Genomic DNA, 20699 nt, shown 5'->3' with positions numbered 1-20699 from the left:
TACGCGCCAGGAGTCATCCGCCGCCGTCCGGCGGCTTCTCACCGAGCATTCACCAAATTCGTCGCCCCTGGTTGGTGGATTGTGCGTTTGTGACGGGCATAAAAGGGACAGCGGTCAGACAGAACTTCGGCCGCCGGCCGGGAGGTGACGGACCCGGCGGCGGCTTCTCCCCGCCGGCGTAATGGGCGACGCCGGCGCAAATGGCGGCCCCCGGTGGTGCGTATGGTGGCACGCACCCCTCCGGGGGCCGCCCTGCGTCCCGGCTCGGTCCGCCGTTACTCGACGGTCACCGACTTCGCCAGGTTCCGCGGCTTGTCGATGTCCCGGCCGAGCGCCAGCGCCGTGTGGTAGGCGAGCAGCTGCAGCGGGATGCCCATCAGCACGGGGTCGAGCTCCGGCTCGTTGCGCGGCACCACGATGGTGTCGTCGGCCTTGGCCTGCTCCTCGTGCGCCACCGCCAGGATCCGCCCGCTGCGGGCCTTGATCTCCTCCAGCGTGGCCCGGTTCTTCTCCAGCAGCTCGTCGTTCGGGATGATCGCCACGGTCGGCACGGCCGGCTCGATCAGCGCCAGCGGACCGTGCTTGAGCTCGGACGCCGGGTAGGCCTCGGCGTGGATGTACGAGACCTCCTTGAGCTTGAGCGAGGCCTCCTTGGCCACCGGGAAGCCCCGCACCCGGCCGACGAACATCATGCTCTTCGCGTCGGCGAACTCGGCCGCCAGCTTGGCGATCCGCTCCTCGTCGGCCAGGATCTGGTCGATCTGCTCGGGCAGTTTGCGCAGGCCCTCGATGATCCGCCGGCCGTCCGCCACCGACAGGTCCCTGATCCGGCCCAGGTGCAGGGCGAGCAGCGCGAAGGCGACGGCGGTGTTGGTGAAGCACTTGGTGGACACCACGCACACCTCGGGCCCGGCGTGCACGTACACGCCGCCGTCGGTCTCGCGCGCGATGGCGCTGCCGACCACGTTGACCACGCCGAGCACCATGGCGCCCTTGCGCTTGAGCTCCTGCACGGCGGCCAGCGTGTCGTAGGTCTCGCCTGACTGGCTGGTGGCGATGTAGAGGGTGTCCGGGTCCACCACGGCGTTGCGGTAGCGGAACTCGCTGGCCGGCTCGGCGTCGGCCGGGATCCTGGCCAGCTCCTCGATCAGCTGGGCGCCGATCAGACCCGCGTGGTAGGCGGAGCCGCAGCCGAGGATCTTCACCCGGCGCACCCCGCGGGCGGCGCGCGCGTCCAGGTTGAGGCCGCCGAGCCGCACGGTGGCGAACCGGTCGTCGATCCGGCCGCGCAGCACACGGTCGACGGCGTCGGGCTGCTCGGCGATCTCCTTGTGCATGTAGGTGTCGTGGCCGCCCATGTCCCAGCTCTCCGCCTCCCACTCCACGGTGGTCGGCGCGGCGGCGGTGCGGCTGCCGTCGGTGGTGTAGGTGCGGTAGTCGTCGGCCTTGATGGTGGCCATCTCGCCGTCGTCCAGGGTGATGACCTGGCGGGTGTGGCTGATGAGCGCGGCCACGTCGGAGGCGACGAACATCTCCTTCTCGCCGATGCCGAGCACCACGGGCGAGCCGTTGCGCGCGACCACGATCCGGTCGGGGAAGTCGGCGTGCAGCACGGCGATGCCGTAGGTGCCCTCGACGTAGCGGAGCGCCTCGCGGACCTTCTCCTCCAGGGTCTCGGCCTGGGCGCGGCCGACCAGGTGGGCCAGTACCTCGGTGTCGGTCTCGGAGGCCAGCTCGACGCCGTCCGCGGTCAGCTTGGCGCGCAGCTCGGCGCAGTTGTCGATGATGCCGTTGTGGACGACGGCGACGCGTCCCGAGGCGTCCAGGTGCGGGTGGGCGTTGGTGTCGTTGGGGGCGCCGTGGGTGGCCCAGCGGGTGTGCGCGATGCCGGCGGTGCCGGCGAACCTGGCCGGCACCTTGGCCTCCAGGTCGCGGACCCGCCCGGCGTTCTTGACGGTCTTGAGCCCGCCCGCCTTGCCGCTGCTCTGGATGGCGATGCCGGCCGAGTCGTAGCCGCGGTACTCCAGGCGCTGCAGGCCCTCCAGCAGGAGGGGCGCGACATCACGCTTTCCGATGTATCCCACGATTCCGCACATGCCTGGCTCCTCCTGCTGTTCCCGCTGGTCCGCTGTGTCTCGTGTGTCCCGCGCGCCCGTCGGCCGCTATCCGTAGACGATCCGCCGCAGCTGTCGCAGCGAGAGCGCCGGCGGCGCCACGGCGCGGCGTGGCAGCTCCTCCGCGATCCTCTCGAAGATCGCGTCGTTCCCGAGGCCACGGCCACGCAGCTCCCGGTGCCGCCTCCGGACGTATTCCTCGGCCGTCTCGTCGAAGTACGCCAACACGTCGAGAACCACCCGGGCAGCCTCACCGCGGGCGAGCGGCGTGGTGCGCACGAGGTGGTCCACGAGGTCGTCGTAGGGCGTTCCGCGATCGAGCACCCCTTGATACTGCGGATCAAGGAGGGCTTCCGCAACATCTGTGCCCGATTTCGGGCACGGACGTGTCGTTCCTCATTCCGGGGCCGGACCCCGGTCGCGAGGTGGCGGGGGTGAGTAGTCTGCCCGGCGTGCTGCATCTGCGGATCATCGTGCCCTCGGCCCGCACCGAGGAGGTCGTCGCCGAGCTGACGTCGACGGTCGGGACGGCGCACCTGGTCGTGCTGCCGGGGGCCGCGCGGGACCCGGCGGGGGACCTCGTGCTGTGCGACGTGGCGCGCGAGGCGGCGGACGAGCTGCTGCGGCGGCTGCGCGTGTCGGGCCTCGCGGAGGTCGGCTCGGTCTCGGTCGAGGACATCGACCTGTCCCTGTCGGAGCGCTCCGAGCGGGCCCAGGAGGAGGCCCCGGGCGCGGGCGTCGACGCGGTGCTGTGGGAGTCGTTGATCGACTCCACGCAGGAGGAGTCGCGGCTGACGTTCACCTTCCTCGTCTTTCTCACCGTGGCGACGATGCTGGCCGCCTGCGGGGTGCTGCTCGACAGCGCGATCCTGATCGTCGGCGCGATGGTGGTGGGCCCCGAACTGGGGCCGCTGGCCGGGGTCTGCACCAGTCTGGCCGCGCGGGCGCCGCGGCTCGGGCTGCGGTCGCTGGCCGCGCTGCTCGTCGGCTTCCCCCTGGCGATGCTGCTGACGGCGGCCTTCTCGCTGATGATGGACGGGTTCGGGGTGTTCTCCAAGGCGCGGTTCGAACAGCCGCATCCGACGGTCGAGTTCGTCTGGCAGCCGGACATCATGTCCTTCGTGGTGGCCCTGCTGGCCGGCGTGGCCGGGATGGTCTCGCTGACCTCGGCCAAGTCGGCGGCGCTGGTCGGCGTCACGATCTCGGTGACCACGGTCCCGGCGGCCGGGCACGCCGCCCTCGCCCTGAGCTACGGCCACGTCACCGAGGCGCTCGGCTCCATGCTGCAACTGGGCGTGAACCTCGCCGGCATCCTGGTCGCCGGAACCCTCACCCTGCTGGTACAGAAGGCCTCCTGGGCCTGGGTCCGGAACATGGTCCCCACCCGGCGGAGTCGGAGTGCCGGATGATGACCGTATGAGACGAAGACTCCGGTTGTTGCCGCTGGCCCTCCTCATACCGCTCGCCGCCTGCGGCGAGGAGGCCGCCGACCGTGCCGAGCTGGAGGCGCGGGCCGCCTCGCTCGAGACGGCGATCGAGCTGGTCTACGTGACCGAGGTGTCCGGCTACGAGCTGGCGCCCATGTCGGTGGCCCCGGCCGGCGCCGACGGCTTCCAGAGCACGTACGTCTCGTCCTCGGACGGCTCCACCATCCACCTGGTCGTCGACCGCGGCACGGTCGACCCGGCCACCTGCGACTGCGAGCCGGACGGCGAGTCCGTCTGGTACCGGCCGCCGGTGGACAGCGGCCCCCACGCCTACGTCCGCGCGGAGGACGGCCACACCGTCACGGTCGAGGCGCCGGCCGACGCGGTGTCGCGCGAGACGCTGCGGTCGGCACTGGACGAGGCCCACGCCGCCGACGACGCGGAGCTCTCGGCCACCCTCCCCGAGACGCCGGAGGGCGCCCCCGACGCCCCCGTCGAACGCGGCGACCTCCCACCACACGGCGACGGCGCGCCGGTCGACCCGGAGGGCGCGAGCGGCTGACCGGCCGCCTCAACCGGGGTTCTTGAGCGCCGCCCACACCACCCGCCCCTCGGGTTCCAGCGGCGCCACGCCCCAGTCGACCGCCACGGCCTCGACCAGCAGCAGCCCGCGCCCGCACTCGGCCTCGTCGTCCGGCGCCCGGGGTCGCGGCACGGCCGACGTCCCGCCCTCGTCCTCGACCGCGAGCCACACCTCGTCCTCGCAGACGGCCAGCCGGCAGACGACGTACCGACTGCCGGTGTGCGTCACGGCGTTGGCCACCAGCTCCGTGACGACCAGCGCGGCGTCGTCGACCACCGCCACGTCCCCCAACCACCGCCGCGTCAATCGCCGTGCGACGGCGGCCGATTCACGCTCGGCGCGCAGCCGGAACCGGGTCGAACGAGCCGCCTGCCGGCGGTAGGACGGGCGTTGCTCAGGCATGAGGGACCACCTCGCGGGTGACGACGCGACGAACGGTGCTCCGCCAGGGTGCGCACTTGCGCATTCGCTGCGCAAGTGCGCGAACCGGAATCGGCTACCAGGTGCACACCAGTACGTATCGGAAGGCGGTGCCGAGCCGTGTGGCAGACTTTCCGCGCAAGTGCGCAACGACGACGAGAAGGAGAGCGGCATGGCGTCGCAGCCGAGCAACCCCACTGTTCATCGCCGCCAACTCGGCGCGGAACTGCGGCGGCTACGCAAGGCGGCCGGCCTGGGGATCGAGCAGGTCGCCGCGGAACTGGGCTGTTCCCAGACGCGCGTGAGTCGCATCGAAACCGGCAAGGGCCGGGCGACCGCTCGGCCATCGGACGTCACCAAGCTGTGCGAGCTGTACCACGTCACCGATCAGCAGCAGATCGACCTGCTGCTACAGATGCTCGGCAACTCCCAGAAGCGCGGCTGGTGGGCACCGTACAACGACGTGCTCCCGTCGGGGCTCGAGGTGTACGTCGGCCTCGAAAGCAGCGCCAGGACCGAAAGGGCCTGGGAACCGCTCCTGGTGCACGGCCTGCTGCAGACGCCGGACTACGCACGGACCGTGTTCCGGAGCGGTGCCATCCACCGGCCGTCCGACATCGATGCGCTCGTACACGTCCGGCTCGAACGCCAGAAGCTGATCAGCCGTGCCGACTCCCCGCTCGACCTGTGGGCCATCCTGGACGAGGCGGTCATCCGTCGTCCGCTCGGCGGTGCCGACATCATGCGGGCCCAACTCCAGCACCTGATCGACATGTCAGCGCTGCCCAACGTCGTCGTGCAGGTGATCCCGAACCAGAAGGGCGCCCACCCCGGCCTCTGGGGCGCGTTCAGCCTGCTGGAGTTCGAAGAGGACGCGCCCGTTGTCTACGTCGACAGCCCCGGTGGCAACCTGTATCTGGAGAAACGGGCGGACGTGCGACGCTTCGCCAGCATCTTCGATCTCCTGCGGGCGACGGCGCTCGACCCCGACGAGTCCGCGGCCCTGATCCGACACGCAGCGGAGGACATGCGATGAGCAGCGACCTGAACGGCCTCTCCTGGTTCAAGAGCTCGGCCAGTTCGGCCAACGGCGGTTGCCTGGAGGTGGCCTTCCTGGACGACGGACGCGTGGCGATACGGGACAACGAGGACCTCGCCAACCCGCCGTTCCTCGTCACCCGGCACGTGTGGGAGTGCTTCATAGCCGGCGCCGCGCAGGGCGAGTTCAACCCGCCGGCGAGCGCGTGAGCTTCCGACTGGCGGCGTATGCCGTCTGTGTCGACGACGGGCGGCGGGTGCTGCTCGCCCACCACGTGCCGCCGGAGGGCGAGAGCGTCTGGACGCTTCCCGGTGGCGGGGTCGAACCCTTGGAGGATCCGTTCGACGCGGTGATCCGGGAGGTCGCCGAGGAGACCGGCTACGAGGCCGTCGTCGAGCGGCTGTTGGGCGTGGACTCCCGGGTGATCCCCGCGGCCGAGGCGCGTCGGGGCGTCCCGCACCAGAACGTCGGCGTCTTCTACGAGGTCCGCGTCACCGGCGGCCGGCCCAGGCCCGAGCCGAACGGCGAGACCGCCGAGTCCGTGTGGACGCCGATCCCCGACGTCGCCCGGCTGCGCCGCTCGTCGCTGGTCGACGTCGGCCTCGCCCTGGCCCTGACCCGGCCGGCCACCGGCCACGTCCCGCCCGTCCGGACCGGCGGACTCATCCAGCACTGAGACGCTACGCTCGCCGCGCCGCGCGCACCTGAAACCGGAGGTCAGCCGGTCCCGGCCGGGCCGCGGAGCGTCTCCAGCAGGTTCTGCCGGTCGACGCACGGCACTCCGGTACCTCCGGGCCCGCCGGGCGGCGAGGGCCCGCGAAGCGGACCGGCGACCGCTCACCGAGAGTTCGCCTCGCGGCGGTCTGGCAGAGTGGCCTCCGGATCCGAAGAGGAACGATCGCCGGAGGATCGCGTGGCTCTGATACGAAGGTCTCTCGCGCTGACGGCCGCCGTGCTGCTCGCCGCCGCCTGCGGCGCGCCGGTCGACGCGGGGCCAGGCCCCGACCGGAACGAGGACACCGCCCAGCCGGTCCCCGAGCCCGACCTCGACCTGACCGCGCCCTCCCCCAACGAGGGCCTGACCACCCCCGTGCCCGACGACCCGCCTCCCGCGACCGAGCCGGAACAGGACCCCGACGCGGACCCCGAGCCCGGCGAGACCCCGAGCCTGGCCGACATCATGGAGGACCCGTCCCTCTGGTGCGACCTCGCCTTCGAGGAACAGAACGAGGCGGTGCTCGACCTCTGCCACGCGTTGTTGGACGAGTGAGCCGGTTTGCCGGCGGCGACCGCGTCGTACGTTTCGGTACCGATGTCCGGGTTACCCGATGGTCGATCGAAGGGAGGAGTCTGCCATGTTCCGAGCCATCGCGGACGTGCTCCGCGCGATCGGTGGGGCGGTTGCCACCGTTGTCTCCCTGCCGTTCCGGGCCGTCGCCCGTCTTTTCGGCGGGGTGTCCGACACGGTACGCGGGCGGCACTGACCCCGTGGGAGTGGCGGCCGGCGCGCTGCGCGCCGGCCGCCGCTTCGTGTCCGCGGCCAGGCGGTCAGGCCGTCACGCCCAACTCCCGAGCGATCAGCATGCGTTGGACCTCGCTCGTGCCCTCGCCGATCTCCAGGATCTTGGCGTCGCGCCACATCCGCGCCACCGGGTACTCGTTCATGAAGCCGTAGCCGCCGTGGATCTGGGTGGCCTCGCGGGCGTTGGTGACGGCGGCGTCCGAGGAGTGCAGCTTGGCGACGGCGGCGGCCTTCTTGAACGGTTCGCCGGCCTGGAGCCGGGAGGCGGCGTCCCGCCAGGTGGTGCGGGAGGTGTGGGCGCGGGCCTCCATGTCGGCCAGCTTGAACTGGATGGCCTGGTTGGCGCCGATCGGGCGGCCGAACGCCTCGCGGGTGCGGGCGTAGGCGGTGGACTGGTCGACGCAGCCCTGGGCGAGGCCGGTGGCCAGCGCCGAGAAGGCGATCCGGCCCTCGTCGAGCACGGTGAGGAACTGCGCGTACCCCCGGCCCTCCTCGCCCAGCAGGTTCTCGACGGGGACCCGGCAGTCGGTGAAGGACAGCTCGTGGGTGTCCGAGGCGTTCCACCCGACCTTGGAGTAGCCGGGGGCGACGGTGAGGCCAGGGGTGCCGGCGGGGACGATGATGGTGGAGATGGCGCCGTCGGGGCCGGTGCGGGCGGTGATGGTGATCGGCCCGGTGATGTCGGTGCCGGAGTTGGTGATGAAGCTCTTGCTGCCGTTGATGACCCACTGGTCGCCGTCCCGCACGGCGGTGGTGCGGGTGCCGCCCGCGTCGGAGCCGCAGCCGGGCTCGGTGAGGCCGAACGCGGCCAGCTGCTCGCCGGCGCAGAGCCGCGGCAGCCACTCCCGCTTCTGGGCCTCGGTGCCGAACCGGTAGATGGGGGTGACGCCGAGCGAGACGCCGGCCTCCAGGGTGACGGCGACGGAGGAGTCGACGCGGGCCAGCTCCTCGATGGCCAGGCAGAGGGCGAGGAAGTCGCCGCCCATGCCGCCGTACTCCTCGGGGAACGGCAGGCCGAACAGGCCCATCTTGCCCATCTCGCGGATGATCTCGTACGGGAAGGTGTGCGCCTCGTAGTGCCCGGCGATGCGCGGCGCGACGACGTCGTTGGCGAACTGCTCGACGGTGCGGCGCAGTTCCTCGTGTTCCGGGGTCAGCCTGTGGTCCAGGGGCATGGTCGTCACTCCTCGTGGGAGTCGGGGGCGCCGGGGTGGAGCGCCCGCACGGTGCGGGAGGGGCTGGGGCGGCCGAGGTAGTCGGCGAGCCAGACGCTGGTGGCGGCGAGCCGGTCGAGGTCGACGCCGGTCTCGACGCCGAGCCCTTCGAGCATCCACAGCAGGTCCTCGGTGGCGAGGTTGCCGGTGGCGCTCCTGGCGTAGGGGCAACCGCCGAGGCCGCCGGCCGAGGCGTCGACGGTGGTGACGCCGTGGCGCAGCGCGGTCAGGGTGTTGGAGAGGGCCTGGCCGTAGGTGTCGTGGAAGTGGACGGCGATCCGCTCGACGGGGATGCCGGCCTCGCCGAGCGCGGTGAGCAGGGCGGTGACCTGGCCCGGGGTGGCGACGCCGATGGTGTCGCCGAGGCTGAGCTCGGAGACGCCGAGCTCGATCAGGCGGCGGGCCACGGTGACGACCCGGGCCACCGGCACCTCCCCCTCCCAGGGGTCGCCGAAGCACATGGAGACGTAGCCGCGCACGGGGACGTCCTCGACGACGGCGTGCGCGACGACGGGCGCGAACATCCGCAGGGACTCCTCGACGGTGCGGTTGAGGTTGGCCTTGGCGAAGGACTCGGTGGCGCTGGCGAAGACGGCGACCTCGCGGGCGCCGAGGGCCAACGCCCGGTCGAGGCCACGCTCGTTGGGGACGAGGACGGGCAGCCGGCGGTCGCGCAGGTCGTCGAGGAGGGGGAAGAGTCGCTCGGCGTCGGCGAGTTGGGGGACCCAGGCGGGGTGGACGAAGCTGGTGGCCTCGATGGTGGTGAGCCCGGCGTCGGCGAGCCGGTGGATGAACTCGGCCTTGACCTCGACGGGGACGACGGCCTTCTCGTTCTGCAGGCCGTCGCGCGGGCCCACCTCGTGGATGCGGACGCGGGCGGGGAGGCCGGGTTCCGGGGTGCGGGTGGGGCGGGTCATGGCGCGGGCTCCTCGGCGGGGGCGACGACGGCGAGGAGCTGGTCCATGGTGACCGTGGCGCCGGCGGCGACGGGGAGTTCGGTGACGGTGCCGTCGTGCGGGGCCGCGATGACGTGCTCCATCTTCATGGCCTCGACGACCAGCAGGCTCTGACCGGCCGACACCCGCTCGCCGACGGTGGCCTTGACCACGGTGACGGTGCCTGGCATGGGGGCGGTGAGCGCGTCGGCGCCGGCCGCCGCGCCGGGCCCCGCGGTGGCGATCGGATCGTGCTCGCGAACGTGCCAGGCGTCGCCGTCCCGCCCCAGCCAGTGCCCGTCGGCCACGGCGGCGTGGGTGAACGCGTGGACGGTGCCGGCGAGTTCGACGTGGACGGTGCCGGTGGTGCGGGAGACGAGCCGGGCGGGCACCGGCTCGGCCTCGCCCACGCGGGCCTCGCCGGGGCGGACCAGCACCGTCACGGGGTCGTGCCCGGCGACGCGCAACGCGCTGGTGGTCCAGGCCGGTTGGCCGCCGAGGCGCCAACCGGACGGCACGGAGAACGGATCGGTCCAGCCGGCCGGGTCGGGCACCGGGGCGAGTTCGGCGTGCCGCAGCAGCGCGGCGGCGACGTACACCTCGTCCGGGACGGCGGCCGGGATCAGCGAGGGCGCCGCGCGGTCGACCAGGCCGGTGTCCAACTCGCCGGCGACGACGTCCGGATGGGCCAGCAGGCGGCGCAGGAAGCCGGTGTTGGTGTCCACGCCGAGGACGGTGGTGCGGGCGAGCGCGGCGCGCAGCAGGCGCAGCGCGGTGGGCCGGTCCGGGCCGTGGGCGACGACCTTGGCGAGCATCGGGTCGTAGGCGGTGGCCACCTCGGTGCCCGCGTCGAGCCCCGAGTCGACCCGGATCCCCTCGCCGGCCGGCTCGCGCAGCAGCCGGACGGTGCCGGCCGAGGGCAGGAAGCCGGTGGCCGGGTTCTCCGCGCAGATCCTGGCCTCGACGGCGTGGCCGGTGAGACGCACCTCGTCCTGGGTGAACGGCAACGGCTCGCCCGCGGCGATCCGCAGCTGCCACTCCACCAGGTCGAGCCCGGTGATCAGCTCGGTGACGGGGTGCTCGACCTGGAGCCGGGTGTTCATCTCCATGAAGTAGAAGGTGCTCGGGTCGGTGCCGGGCACGATGAACTCGACGGTGCCCGCGCCCCGGTAGTCGCAGGCGCGGGCGGCGGCGACGGCGGCCTCGCCCATCCGGGCGCGGGTGGCGTCGTCGAGCAGCGGGCTCGGCGCCTCCTCCACGATCTTCTGGTGGCGGCGCTGCAGCGAGCACTCGCGCTCGGCGAGCCGCAGCACGGCGCCGTGGTCGTCGGCGATCACCTGCACCTCGATATGGCGGGGCCGCTCGACGAAGCGCTCGGCGAGCAGGGTGTCGTCGCCGAAGGAGGCCAGCGCCTCGCGACGCGCCCCGGCGATCTGCTCCTCCAACTCCCCGGTGTCGGTGACCAGGCGCATGCCCTTGCCGCCGCCCCCCGCGGCCGGCTTGAGCAGCAGCGGCGGGCCCAGCTTGCGCGCGGCGGCGGCGAGCTCCGGGCCCGAGACGCCGGGGACCACGGGCACGCCCGCCGCCTCGACGGCGGCCTTGGCGCGGATCTTGTCGCCCATGGTCTCGATCGCGGCGGCCGGCGGGCCGACGAAGGCGAGCCCGGCGGTGGTGACGGCGCGGGCGAACGCCGCGTTCTCCGCGAGGAATCCATAGCCGGGGTGGACGGCCTGGGCGCCGGTCTCGGCGGCGGCCGCAAGCAGCCTGGGGATGGCGAGGTAGCTCTCGGCGGCCGGGGTCGGGCCGATCCTGACGGCCACGTCGGCCTCGCGGACGTGCCGGGCGCCGGCGTCGGCGTCGCTGTAGACGGCGACCGAGCGGATGCCGAGGCGGCGCAGGGTGCGGATGACCCGGACGGCGATCTCGCCGCGGTTTGCCACGAGCACGGTCTCGAACATGCCGGTGAACATCGCTGTGTTGCCCTCCCTCACATTCGGAAGACGCCGTGACTCGGCTCGGACAGGGGCGCGTTGGCGCAGGCGGTGAGGGCGAGGCCGAGGACGGTGCGCGTCTCCAGCGGGTCGATCACGCCGTCGTCCCACAGCCGCGCCGTGGCGTAGTAGGCGCTGCCCTGCGTCTCGTACCGCCGGCGGATCGGCGCCTTGAACGCCTCCTCCTCCTCGGCCGACCAGGCGTCCCCGAGCTGGTCGCGCTTGACGGTGGCCAGCACGGCCGCGGCCTGCTCGCCGCCCATCACGGAGATCTTGGCGTTGGGCCACATCCACAGGAAGCGCGGCGAGTACGCCCGGCCGCACATCGAGTAGTTGCCCGCGCCGTAGGAGCCGCCGATCACCACCGTGAGCCGGGGCACCCGGGCGCAGGCGACCGCGGTGACCATCTTGGCGCCGTGCTTGGCGATGCCGCCGGCCTCGTAGTCGCGGCCGACCATGAAGCCCGCGATGTTCTGCAGGAAGAGCAGCGGGATGCCGCGTTGGTCGCACAGCTCGACGAAGTGGGCGCCCTTCTGGGCCGATTCGGAGAACAGGATGCCGTTGTTCGCGACGACGCCGACCGGGTGACCGTGGATCCGGGCGAAGCCGGTGACCAGGGTCGGCCCGAACTCGGCCTTGAACTCCTGGAGTCGGGAGCCGTCGACGATGCGGGCGATCACCTCGCGGACGTCGTAGGTGGTGCGCGGGTCGACCGGGACCACGCCGTAGAGGCCGGCCGGGTCGACGACGGGCTCCTCGACCGGGGCGACCGACCACGGCAACGGGCCACGCTCCGGCAGGGTGGCGACGATGGTGCGGACGACGCGCAGCGCGTGCGCGTCGTCCTCGGCGAGGTGGTCGGTGACGCCCGAGGTGCGGGCGTGCACCTCGCCGCCGCCGAGCTCCTCGGCCGTGACGACCTCGCCGGTGGCGGCCTTCACCAGCGGCGGCCCGCCGAGGAAGATCGTGCCCTGGCCCCGCACGATGACGGCCTCGTCGCTCATGGCCGGCACATAGGCGCCGCCGGCGGTGCAGGAGCCGAGCACGGCGGCGATCTGCGGGATGCGGGCGGCCGACATGCGGGCCTGGTTGTAGAAGATGCGGCCGAAGTGCTCGCGGTCGGGGAACACCTCGTCCTGCAGGGGGAGGAAAGCGCCGCCCGAGTCCACCAGGTACAGGCAGGGCAGGCGGTTCTCCAGTGCGATCTCCTGCGCCCGCAGGTGCTTCTTGACGGTGAGCGGGTAGTAGGTGCCGCCCTTGACGGTGGCGTCGTTGGCGACGACGACGGCCTCGCGGCCGCTGACCCGGCCGATGCCGGCGATGACCCCGGCGGCCGGCGCCTGCCCGTCGTAGAGGCCGTCGGCGGCGAGGGGCGCGAGCTCCAGGAAGGGCGACCCCGGGTCGAGCAGGGCGTCCACCCGGTCCCGGGGCAGCAGCTTGCCGCGCGCCACGTGCCGGGCGCGGGCCCGCTCGCCGCCGCCGAGGCGGGCGGTGGCCAGCTTCTCGCGCAGTTCGGCGGCGAGCTCGCGGTGAGCCGCCTCGTTGGCCCGGTACGCCTCGGACGCCGGGTCCACGGTGCTGCTGAGCGTCGGTGCCTGCCGCATACCGAAGAGGTTAACGCTCGTTAACGGGCCTGTCTACAATACGTTCTCATGACGTCGCACGCCTCCGCCCACGCCCTCTCCCGCCGCGAGCAGATCCTGCGCGAGGCGTCCAGGCTCTTCGCCGAGCGCGGCTTCCACGGCGTGGGCGTCGACGACATAGGGGCCGCGGTCGGCGTGAGCGGCCCCGCCCTCTACCGGCACTTCGCCGGCAAGGACGCGATGCTGACCGAGCTGCTGGTCGGCATCAGCAGCCGGCTGCGGGACGGCGGCCTCCGGCGGGTCGAGGAGGCCGAGGCGGCCGGCCGCCCGGCGGAGGAGGCCCTCGACGCGCTGATCGCGGGACACATCGACTTCGCGCTCGACGACCGGGCGCTGATCACGCTCCACGACCGCGAGCTGGACTGGCTCCCGGAGGCCGACCGCAAGCGGGTGCGGCGGCTCCAGCGGGAGTACCTGGAGCTGTGGGTCCAGGTGGCCCGCCGCGCCTACCCCGAACTGCCGGAGCCACGGGCGCGGGCGGCGGTGCACGCGGTGTTCGGCCTCCTCAACTCCACGCGGCGGCTGTCCAGCCCGACGAACCTGCCGGACCGGGCGGAGACCGCGGCCCTCCTCCACCGCCAGGCACGCGCGGCACTGGCCGCGGCGGCGCGCTGACGCGCGGCGCGCGGCGCGCGGCGCGCACGGGGCGCGCGGACGGCCGCCGCGCTCCGCGCGTGGATTCCCCCACCCACCCGCCCTCTCGCGCGCGGCGCGGAAGCCGCGGCGGCTGCGCCGCCGGGTGCCCGGGCGCTTCGCGCCGGGGTTTCCCCCACCCACCCGCCCTTTCCCGCGCTTCGCGCGGGGGTGGCCCTGCGGGCCAGGCCCGCGGCGGCTTCGCCGCCGGGCCGCACGGCCCGTGCCGTGCGAGGCCACCCTCCCCCAGCTAACGCTGGGAGGTGCCCCCAGGGGCGGGTGGGTGGGCGCGGCACCGCACGGCCGCAGGCCGACACGGCCGCAGGCCGGACCTCGGCGGCTGCGCCGCCTGGTCGGCCTGCGGGCCGGCGGCCAAAGCCAAGCGCAGCGACGCCGCCTACGCCGTCAGCTCCTGGCGGAGCGCGTCCCGCAGGCGGGCCGCGCGCTCGGTGACCTCCGGAGGACCGAGCTCCATCGCGCGAGTGCACCACGTGCCGCCCTCCGCGAGGTCGCCGCGGCGCGAGGCCAGCAGTGCGAGCTGGAGCGCGGCGCGGCCGTGGCCGGCCTCGGCGGCGCGGCGCCACCAGAGGGCCGCTTCCGGCAGGCTGCCCTCGCGGGCCAGCAGCAGCCCCAGGTTGAACGCGCCGTTGCGGCTGCCCGCCTCGGCAGAGGCCCGGTACCAGCGCGCCGCCGTCACCACGTCGTCCCGCGCGGCGGCGCACATGCCGAGCCGCACCTGGGCACGGCGGTGGCCACGCTCGGCCGCGACCGTGTACCAGTGCTCGGCCGCCTCCTCGTCGCCCCGCCGCTCTATCAGCACGGCGAGCCGGAACGCGCCCTCCACGCTGCCGCCCTCGGCCGCCAGCGTCAGATGCTCCTCGGCGCGCCGCTGGTCGGCCTCGGAGCCGCCGGCCCGCAGCAGTTCGACGGCGATCTGCAGCGCCGCCTCCGGGTGACCTGCCGCCGCGGCCTGCTCGTACCAGTGCCGCGCCTGCGCCGTCTCGTCCCGGCCGGCGTGCAGGATGCCGAGGTTGAACGCCGCGTCGACGCTGCCCGCCTCGGCCGCCTTGGAGAACCACGGCTCGGCGCCCGCCGCGTCGCCCCGCTGCAGCAGCAGCACGGCCAGCGCGTTGGCCGCCTCGCGGTGGCCCGCGTAGGCGGCGCGCCGGTACCACTGCTCGGCCTGGGCCATCCGGCCCTGGCCGGCGCAGAGCAGCGCCAGGTTGAAGGCGCCGTTGGTGTCGCCGGCGTCCAGCGCGGCCCGGTACCAGCGCTGCGCCTCCTGCCGCTCGCCGCGCTGCGCGCACAGCGCGCCCAGTGCGTTGGCCGCGGGGCCGTCGCCGTCGCGGGCGGCGCGCCGCCACCAACGCTCGGCGCCGGCCTCGTCGCCGCCGTCGCGCAGCAGGAAGCCCAGCGCGCTCGCGGCGCGCGGCTCGCCCGCCTCGGCCGCCTCCTGGTACCAGCGGCCGGCCTCGGCCAGCTCGCCGCGCTCCTCGAGCGAGGTGGCGAGCCGCAGCGCGGCGCGCCGGTGGCCGCGCGCCGCGGCCTGTCGGAACCAGCCCTCGGCGGCCGCGGCGTCCCGCTTGGCGAGCTGGCAGCCGTGGCGGTAGGCGGCCTCGCGGTGGCCGCGCTCGGCGGCGGCCCGGAACCAGGACTCGGCGCCGGGTGCCCCCCGGTGGTCGAGGAGGTCGGCCAGGGCGTAGGCGCCGGAGGCGTGCCCGGACTCGGCCGCCTGCCGCAGCCAGTACTCGGCGGCCGCCTCGTCACCGCGCTCGCGGTGGTGCCGGCCGAGCGCGTGGGCGGCGGGCGCCGAACCCCCGACGGCGGCGATCCGCCACCACTCGGCGGCCTCCTCGGCGCGCCCCGACTGGTACAGCAGGACCCCCAGATTGTTGGCCGCCGACCGCTCACCGTCCGCCGCGGCGGCGCGCAGCGGTGCCTCGGCGTGGTCCAGGTCGCCCAGGCGCAGCAGCCGCGCGCCCTCGCGCGCAGCCGCACGACTGCTCTCGAACCTCGCGTTGTCCCCCATAAGGTCCATAGTCGCACCACCTGAAACCTGCGTACACCTGGTATACCGCAGCCAGTGAAGTCACTTCAGCGGTTTGTCGACTTCCCGATATGGATACACCCAAACACCATCGCGCGCCGGGAGTTGTCCTGAGTCGAGACGCAGTATGCCGCTCGACACTGTCAGAGCAGGTCACCAAGCACCAGCCGCAACCGCCGAACTTATGCGCAAGGTTGACGGGTTGACGGGTCTGAACTGTGGCCGGCGTGCACGGTATTGGTGAAGTGCGAGGTGAGAGCGGGACGGCCGACGACACGAGGGGCCGGGAGACGTCACCGTCTCCCGGCCCCTCACGCGATGTCACCCGTCACTCGGACGGCGTCTCCTCGGGCTGACCGCCCTCCAACTCCTCGATGCGGCCGAAGGCCTCCTCGAGTCGCTCCTGGGCGTCGGCGTAGGCACCCCAGTCACCCGCCTCGAAGGCCTGCTGACTCTCGTCCCAGGCCTGGGCGGCGTCCTGGATGGCCTCCTCCAACGTCGCGTCGCCAGGCGGCTGTTCCTCGCCCTCGTCCGGCGGTGGTGTCTCACCCTCGGGCGGCTCCTCGCCGGACTCGGTCACGCCGAACACGACGTCCAGCGCCTCGCCCAGCGTGTCCTCGAACGCCGTCTGTTCACCGTAGGTGACGAGCACCTTCCGCAGCAGCGGGTAGTTGGTACTGGCACCGCGCACGTAGACCGGTTCGACGTAGAGCAGACCGCCCTCCAGGGGCACCGTCAGCAGGTTGCCGTACTCGACCTCGGAGTCGCCGCGTTGGAGGATGTTGATCTCCGTGGCGATGTCCGGATCGGAGTTGAACCGGCTCTGCACCTGTTGTGGGCCCCACACCGTCGTGTTCGCCGGCAGGGTGAGCAGCCGCATCGTGCCGTAGTCGTCGGATCTCGCGTCCGCCTCGACCGCCATGTAGGCCGCGAGGGTATCTCGACCCTGTGGCGTGAACGTCGTGGTCAACGAGAACACCTGACCGTCCTGGTCGGGCATCCGCATGCTCAGGTAGTACGGCGGCACCGACTGGCCCTGCTGGGTCGGGTCGTCCGGCACCTGCCAGCGCTCGGAACCGCTGTAGAACTGGTCGGCGCTGGTCACGTGGTAGCGCTGGAGCAGGTCGCGCTGGACCTTGAACAGGTCCTGCGGGTACCGGAGGTGCGCCAGCAGGTCCTCGCCGATGTCGTCCCGGTCGTGCACGGTCCCGGGGAACGCGCTGCGCCACGTCTGCAGCACCGGGTCCTGCTCGTCCCACTCGTAGAGCTCCACCTCGCCCGAATACGCGTCGACGGTGGCCTTCACCGAGTTCCTGATGTAGTTGACCTGGTTCTCCTGGGCGATCACGTCGCCCTGGGTCTCGGTCAGCGAGGTCTCGGTGACGTCGCCGAGCGTGGTGCGCGACGAGTACGGATAGCCGTTGGACGTGGTGTACGCGTCCACGATCCACAGCACCCTGCCGTCCACCACCGCCGGGTACGGGTCGCCGTCGATGGTGAGCCAGGGCGCCACCGCCTCCACCCGCTCCTTGGGGGTGCGGTTGTAGAGGATCCGCGAGCCGTCGCCGATGGCGCCGGAGTAGAGGATCTGCGGCTCGCCCATGGTCAGCGCGTACGCGGCGCGGACGAAGTAGTTGTCGAGCGAGACGCCGGCGTCCCCTGAGTAGCTGTACTCGACCTCGCCGTCCTCGCCCGCGTAGTCGATCTCCTGCTGCGGGCCGCCGACGATCGAGTACTGGGTGGTGTACTCGCCGAAGTAGATGCGCGGCTCGTAGTCGCCGAGGGTGTCGGTCAGCAGACCCTCCTCCGGCAGGTCGCGCTCGGTGAACTCCGGCTGGCCGTTGCTCTGCGCGGTGGTGCCGTTGGCGGCCACCACGCCGAAGCCGTGGGTGTAGCGGAAGTGCTCGTTGATCCAGTTCCGCTCGGGGATCTGGTTGACGTTCATCTCGCGCAGGCCGATCACGGTGTCCTGCTCGGCGCCGTCGGTCCCGATCGGGTAGCGGTCCACGTCCAGCGTGCCGGGGAACTGGTAGTAGCCACGGACCTGCTGGATCTGCTGGAACGCCGGGGAGACCACGCTCGGGTCGAGCAGCCGGATGGAGGCCGTGTCGCTCACCGCGTTGCGCAGTTCCTCGGGTGACGCGTCGCTCTGACCCGAGTAGTCCTCGATTCTGGCGTCCGCGATGTCGTAGGCGTCCTTCGTCGAGTCCATGTGGTGCTGGATGTACGGCGTCTCCCTGGCCTGCTCGTTCGGCCGGACCTGGAACTGCTGGACCAGCGCCGGGTAGACGCCGCCGATCAGCACCGCGGAGAGCACCATCAGGCCGAGCCCGATCACCGGCAGCTGCCAGCCGCGCCGCCACAGCGTGGCGAAGAACAGCACGGCGCAGATGGCCGCGATGATCGTCAGGATCGTCTTGGCCGGCAGGTACGCGTTGGCGTCCACGTAGCGCAGGCCCGTCCAGCCCTCGGCGTTGCGGAAGTCGCCGCCCTTGAGCGCGAGGCCGTAGCGGTCGAGCCAGTAGGCGACGGCCTTGAGCGCGACGAACAGGCCGAGCAGCACCGACAGGTGGCCGGTGGCCGCCTGCGTGATCCGGCTGCCGGGCGTCGTCAGCCGCACCCCGCCGTAGAGGTAGTGGGTCAACGCGGCCGCGATCGTGGACAGGACGATCACGGCGAAGGCAAAACCGAGGATGAATCGATAGAAGGGGTAATCAAAGGTAAAGAAAGAGACATCTCGGTGGAACTGCGGGTCCTCGACGCCGAACGACGTCCCGTTGACCCACTGCAGCCAGGTGCGCCACTGGCCGGAGGCCGAACCGCCCGCGATCAGACCGATCACCAGCGAGACGCCGATCAGCACCCACCTTTTGAAGGGGGCGATACCCATTCGATAACGATCGAGATTCTGCTGCTCCATCGACATGGCGCTCAGCGGAGGCCGAAGCCGGTGCGCCAGCCAGATGTTGAAGCCGACCACGAGCGCCATCACCAGACCGAAGGCCACGAACATCGAGGTCCTGGTCAGCAGCTCGGTGCGATACACGCTCGTGTATCCGACGGAGCGATACCAGAGCCAGTCCGTCCAGAATCCGGCGAACATGGCGAAGAGAATGGCGAGTCCGGCCAGAATGGCGGCCGTGATCAGCAGGCTCCTGGCGCCCCTGGAGGGACGTCCGACGCTGAACCGTGGGCCGCCGGGACCTCTCGGACCCCGAGGACCGTTCGGACCGTTGGGGCCACGGCCCGAGCCCCGGTCCGGCATCTGGAAAGCCAAGGTGCGCACCTCAATGAATCGCTGTGGTCGTTGTCGGACCGAACAACCCCCCAACGGACATCGTGCGGCCCACTTGGACTAACTTACTCAAGCTTTACTCGGTTCCCGATTTCGGGGTATGAGACGGCACGATAGGGCCCATGGACAACACGACCCCCGACGTACCCAGGGCCGAACCACCGGCCGCCGATCCGCTCACCAGGGCGGTGCTCGAAATCGACGACTATGTCGCGGGGCTCGGCTGGGACCGCCCGGCGCTGCTGTTCGCGCTGGTCGACACCGAGCGGCTGCGCGCCGAGGAGCCGGCGCTCGCCGAACAGCTCGACCTGGGGGGCGACAGCCCCCTGACCCCCGTCGAACAGGACGAGTTGCCGGCCGGGGTGCCGCTCGACGAGTTCCTCGCGACGATCGCCTGGCCCGAGCAGGTGGCCGGCTGCGCGCTGGCCGTCGAGCGCCTGATGCTGCCGCCCACGGCCGAGGCGCAGCTGCCCGAGGGCCTTTCCGAGGCCGCGCTGGCCGACTGGGTGGCCGAGCACCCGGACCGGCAGGAGGTCAGGATGACGGTGGCCGTGCTGCGGGACGGGCGCCGTGAGTCGGCGCTGCGGCTGCGCGAGAAGGACTCACCGATGGACGTGCTGACCGGCCCCGACCTGGTGCCCGGTCTCGCCGCGGCGCTCGGCGCCACCTTCGAGGAGTAGCGCCTTCAAGGAGTAGCGGGGGCCGCCCGAGGGGCTGCCGCTCAGCTCGCCGAGCAGAGCGGCAGGTCCCCGGTGCGGTCCTCCCTGATGTCCTCCAGTGCGGCGAGGGCGTCGTCGATCGTGGCCACGCGCACCAGCGTCAGCCCGTCCGGCGCGTTCTCCGCGGCCGCGGCGCAGTTGTTCTCCGGGGTGAGGAAGTACTCGGCGCCGGCCTCCCTGGCCGCGATGACCTTCATCGAGACGCCGCCGATCTGCCCGACCCGCCCCTCGTCGTCGATGGTGCCGGTGCCGGCGACGAAGGCCCCGCCCGTCAGGTCGTCCGGGGTGAGCCGGTCGATCAGACCGAGCGCGAACATCAGCCCGGCGCTCGGCCCGCCGACGTCCGCCAGCTTGATGTCGATGGTGAACGGGAAGGTGTGGGTGACCCCGGCCTGGATCCCGACGATCGCGCGCTGGTCGTCGTCGGCGGCCGCGGTGGTGATGGTGACGTCCTCGGTGTCCGTGGGCAGCTCCTCGCCCGCCTCCTGGGCGGCCTGGGCCTGCTCGGCCGGCACGATGGTGAACACCACGTCCTCGCCCGGCTCGTGCTGGGTGACCAGCTCGGCGACCTGCCCCGGCTCGGTGATCTTGGTGCCGTCCACGGCCACGATCGCGTCCCCGGCGTGCAGCCGCCCCTCCGACGGGCTGTCCCTGACGACGGCGGCGACGATGGTCTGTGCCGGGATGTCGTAGCCGATCGCCTCCAGCGCCGCCACCTTGGCGCTCTCCTGGGAGGCGCTGAACTCCTCCGCGTTCTGCTGCTCGACCTCGTCGGCCGAGACCCGCGCGGGGTAGAGCGTGCGGTACGGCACCACGGCCGCGTCCGCCGCCAGCCAGCCGCTGACCGCCTCCAGCAGGTTCATCCGGTAGTCGACGCCGGTGACGCGGACGGTTGTCATGTTGAGGTGGCCGGAGGCCTCGTACGTCTCGTGGCCCTCGATGTTCAGCACCGGCTCGCCGTCGTGCTCGCCCAGGGTGTTGACCGTGGGACCCGGCGACATCTCCGCGTAGGGCACGTTGATGAGCACTCCGGCACAGAGCAGCCCTATCAGCAGGAGTATCGACGTCAGCAGCGTCGCGGTGCGGCGTGGCATGCCTTGACAGTACGTGACGGGAC

General features: G+C 72.5%; 19 protein-coding genes. 9 read left to right on the top strand and 10 right to left on the bottom strand.

Features of this window, described 5'->3' with window-relative positions:
- Nucleotides 1-275 precede the first annotated feature (275 nt).
- Both glmS and ACFWI8_RS16400 read right to left on the bottom strand, forming a co-directional pair.
- Entirely contained in the window at nucleotides 276-2096 is a 1821-nt protein-coding gene (gene glmS / locus ACFWI8_RS16405) for a glutamine--fructose-6-phosphate transaminase (isomerizing) (protein ID WP_387091254.1), read from the bottom strand.
- Between the two features lie 66 nt (nucleotides 2097-2162).
- Entirely contained in the window at nucleotides 2163-2438 is a 276-nt protein-coding gene (locus ACFWI8_RS16400; RefSeq protein WP_387091251.1) for a hypothetical protein, read from the bottom strand.
- Between the two features lie 128 nt (nucleotides 2439-2566).
- On the opposite strand from ACFWI8_RS16400, the gene ACFWI8_RS16395 reads away from it, so the two are divergent.
- A complete protein-coding gene (locus tag ACFWI8_RS16395) occupies nucleotides 2567-3523 on the top strand; it encodes a DUF389 domain-containing protein (protein WP_387091452.1) in 957 nt (318 codons plus the stop codon).
- Between the two features lie 7 nt (nucleotides 3524-3530).
- Nucleotides 3531-4103 (top strand): hypothetical protein, encoded by a 573-nt coding sequence (locus ACFWI8_RS16390; RefSeq protein WP_387091248.1) that lies wholly within the window; start codon nucleotides 3531-3533, stop codon nucleotides 4101-4103.
- Between the two features lie 9 nt (nucleotides 4104-4112).
- Here the strand turns inward: ACFWI8_RS16390 and ACFWI8_RS16385 are convergent, their stop codons facing one another.
- Nucleotides 4113-4526: an ATP-binding protein gene (locus tag ACFWI8_RS16385; protein WP_387091245.1), complete on the bottom strand. Its 414-nt coding sequence runs from the start codon at nucleotides 4524-4526 to the stop codon at nucleotides 4113-4115.
- Between the two features lie 160 nt (nucleotides 4527-4686).
- Between ACFWI8_RS16385 and ACFWI8_RS16380 the strand changes: the two genes are divergently transcribed.
- The 5 genes from ACFWI8_RS16380 (at nucleotide 4687) to ACFWI8_RS16360 (ending at nucleotide 7067) form a co-directional block, all read left to right on the top strand.
- A complete protein-coding gene (locus tag ACFWI8_RS16380; RefSeq protein WP_387091243.1) occupies nucleotides 4687-5580 on the top strand; it encodes a helix-turn-helix domain-containing protein in 894 nt (297 codons plus the stop codon).
- Nucleotides 5577-5792 carry a DUF397 domain-containing protein gene (locus ACFWI8_RS16375; RefSeq protein ID WP_387091240.1) on the top strand — a complete coding sequence of 72 codons (216 nt, stop codon included), beginning with the start codon at nucleotides 5577-5579 and terminating at the stop codon, nucleotides 5790-5792. Before ACFWI8_RS16380 ends, ACFWI8_RS16375 begins: the two co-directional genes overlap by 4 nt.
- Nucleotides 5789-6259 carry an NUDIX hydrolase gene (locus ACFWI8_RS16370; RefSeq protein WP_387091237.1) on the top strand — a complete coding sequence of 157 codons (471 nt, stop codon included), beginning with the start codon at nucleotides 5789-5791 and terminating at the stop codon, nucleotides 6257-6259. Before ACFWI8_RS16375 ends, ACFWI8_RS16370 begins: the two co-directional genes overlap by 4 nt.
- A gap of 237 nt (nucleotides 6260-6496) precedes the next feature.
- A complete protein-coding gene (locus ACFWI8_RS16365) occupies nucleotides 6497-6853 on the top strand; it encodes a hypothetical protein (RefSeq protein ID WP_387091235.1) in 357 nt (118 codons plus the stop codon).
- An 85-nt stretch (nucleotides 6854-6938) separates the two neighbouring features.
- Complete coding sequence (locus ACFWI8_RS16360) at nucleotides 6939-7067, top strand: LPFR motif small protein (protein ID WP_311596963.1); 129 nt, start codon at nucleotides 6939-6941, stop codon at nucleotides 7065-7067.
- A 64-nt stretch (nucleotides 7068-7131) separates the two neighbouring features.
- Here the strand turns inward: ACFWI8_RS16360 and ACFWI8_RS16355 are convergent, their stop codons facing one another.
- Genes ACFWI8_RS16355 through ACFWI8_RS16340 form a run of 4 tightly spaced genes read right to left on the bottom strand, consistent with a single transcriptional unit; the run spans nucleotide 7132 to nucleotide 12849 of the window.
- The gene (locus ACFWI8_RS16355; RefSeq protein WP_387091232.1) at nucleotides 7132-8280 is read right to left on the bottom strand and encodes an acyl-CoA dehydrogenase family protein; all 1149 of its coding nucleotides are present in this window, start codon (nucleotides 8278-8280) and stop codon (nucleotides 7132-7134) included.
- A 5-nt stretch (nucleotides 8281-8285) separates the two neighbouring features.
- Nucleotides 8286-9236: a hydroxymethylglutaryl-CoA lyase gene (locus ACFWI8_RS16350; RefSeq protein WP_387091230.1), complete on the bottom strand. Its 951-nt coding sequence runs from the start codon at nucleotides 9234-9236 to the stop codon at nucleotides 8286-8288.
- Nucleotides 9233-11212 (bottom strand): acetyl/propionyl/methylcrotonyl-CoA carboxylase subunit alpha, encoded by a 1980-nt coding sequence (locus tag ACFWI8_RS16345; RefSeq protein WP_387091449.1) that lies wholly within the window; start codon nucleotides 11210-11212, stop codon nucleotides 9233-9235. The genes ACFWI8_RS16350 and ACFWI8_RS16345 overlap by 4 nt, the downstream gene beginning before the upstream one ends.
- Nucleotides 11213-11241: 29 nt before the next feature.
- A complete protein-coding gene (locus ACFWI8_RS16340) occupies nucleotides 11242-12849 on the bottom strand; it encodes a carboxyl transferase domain-containing protein (RefSeq protein WP_387091227.1) in 1608 nt (535 codons plus the stop codon).
- 48 nt (nucleotides 12850-12897) lie between these two features.
- Here ACFWI8_RS16340 and ACFWI8_RS16335 point away from each other — a divergent pair, with 48 nt between their 5' ends.
- Entirely contained in the window at nucleotides 12898-13503 is a 606-nt protein-coding gene (locus tag ACFWI8_RS16335) for a TetR/AcrR family transcriptional regulator (protein WP_387091224.1), read from the top strand.
- Nucleotides 13504-13918: 415 nt separating this feature from the next.
- On the opposite strand, the gene ACFWI8_RS16330 is transcribed toward ACFWI8_RS16335, so the two are convergent.
- Nucleotides 13919-15550 (bottom strand): tetratricopeptide repeat protein, encoded by a 1632-nt coding sequence (locus ACFWI8_RS16330; RefSeq protein WP_387091221.1) that lies wholly within the window; start codon nucleotides 15548-15550, stop codon nucleotides 13919-13921.
- A gap of 346 nt (nucleotides 15551-15896) precedes the next feature.
- Nucleotides 15897-18833: a UPF0182 family protein gene (locus ACFWI8_RS16325; protein WP_387091446.1), complete on the bottom strand. Its 2937-nt coding sequence runs from the start codon at nucleotides 18831-18833 to the stop codon at nucleotides 15897-15899.
- A 152-nt stretch (nucleotides 18834-18985) separates the two neighbouring features.
- On the opposite strand from ACFWI8_RS16325, the gene ACFWI8_RS16320 reads away from it, so the two are divergent.
- Nucleotides 18986-19543 (top strand): PPA1309 family protein, encoded by a 558-nt coding sequence (locus tag ACFWI8_RS16320; protein WP_311604928.1) that lies wholly within the window; start codon nucleotides 18986-18988, stop codon nucleotides 19541-19543.
- A gap of 41 nt (nucleotides 19544-19584) precedes the next feature.
- Here ACFWI8_RS16320 and ACFWI8_RS16315 read toward each other — a convergent pair whose 3' ends face one another.
- Entirely contained in the window at nucleotides 19585-20676 is a 1092-nt protein-coding gene (locus ACFWI8_RS16315; protein ID WP_387091217.1) for a PDZ domain-containing protein, read from the bottom strand.
- Between the last annotated feature and the right edge of the window lie 23 nt (nucleotides 20677-20699).

Source organism: Streptomyces sp. NPDC127098, assembly GCF_042722465.1.
In the GTDB taxonomy this organism is placed as follows: domain Bacteria; phylum Actinomycetota; class Actinomycetes; order Streptomycetales; family Streptomycetaceae; genus Streptomyces; species Streptomyces millisiae.
This window is presented reverse-complemented; position numbering and strand designations above follow the sequence as displayed.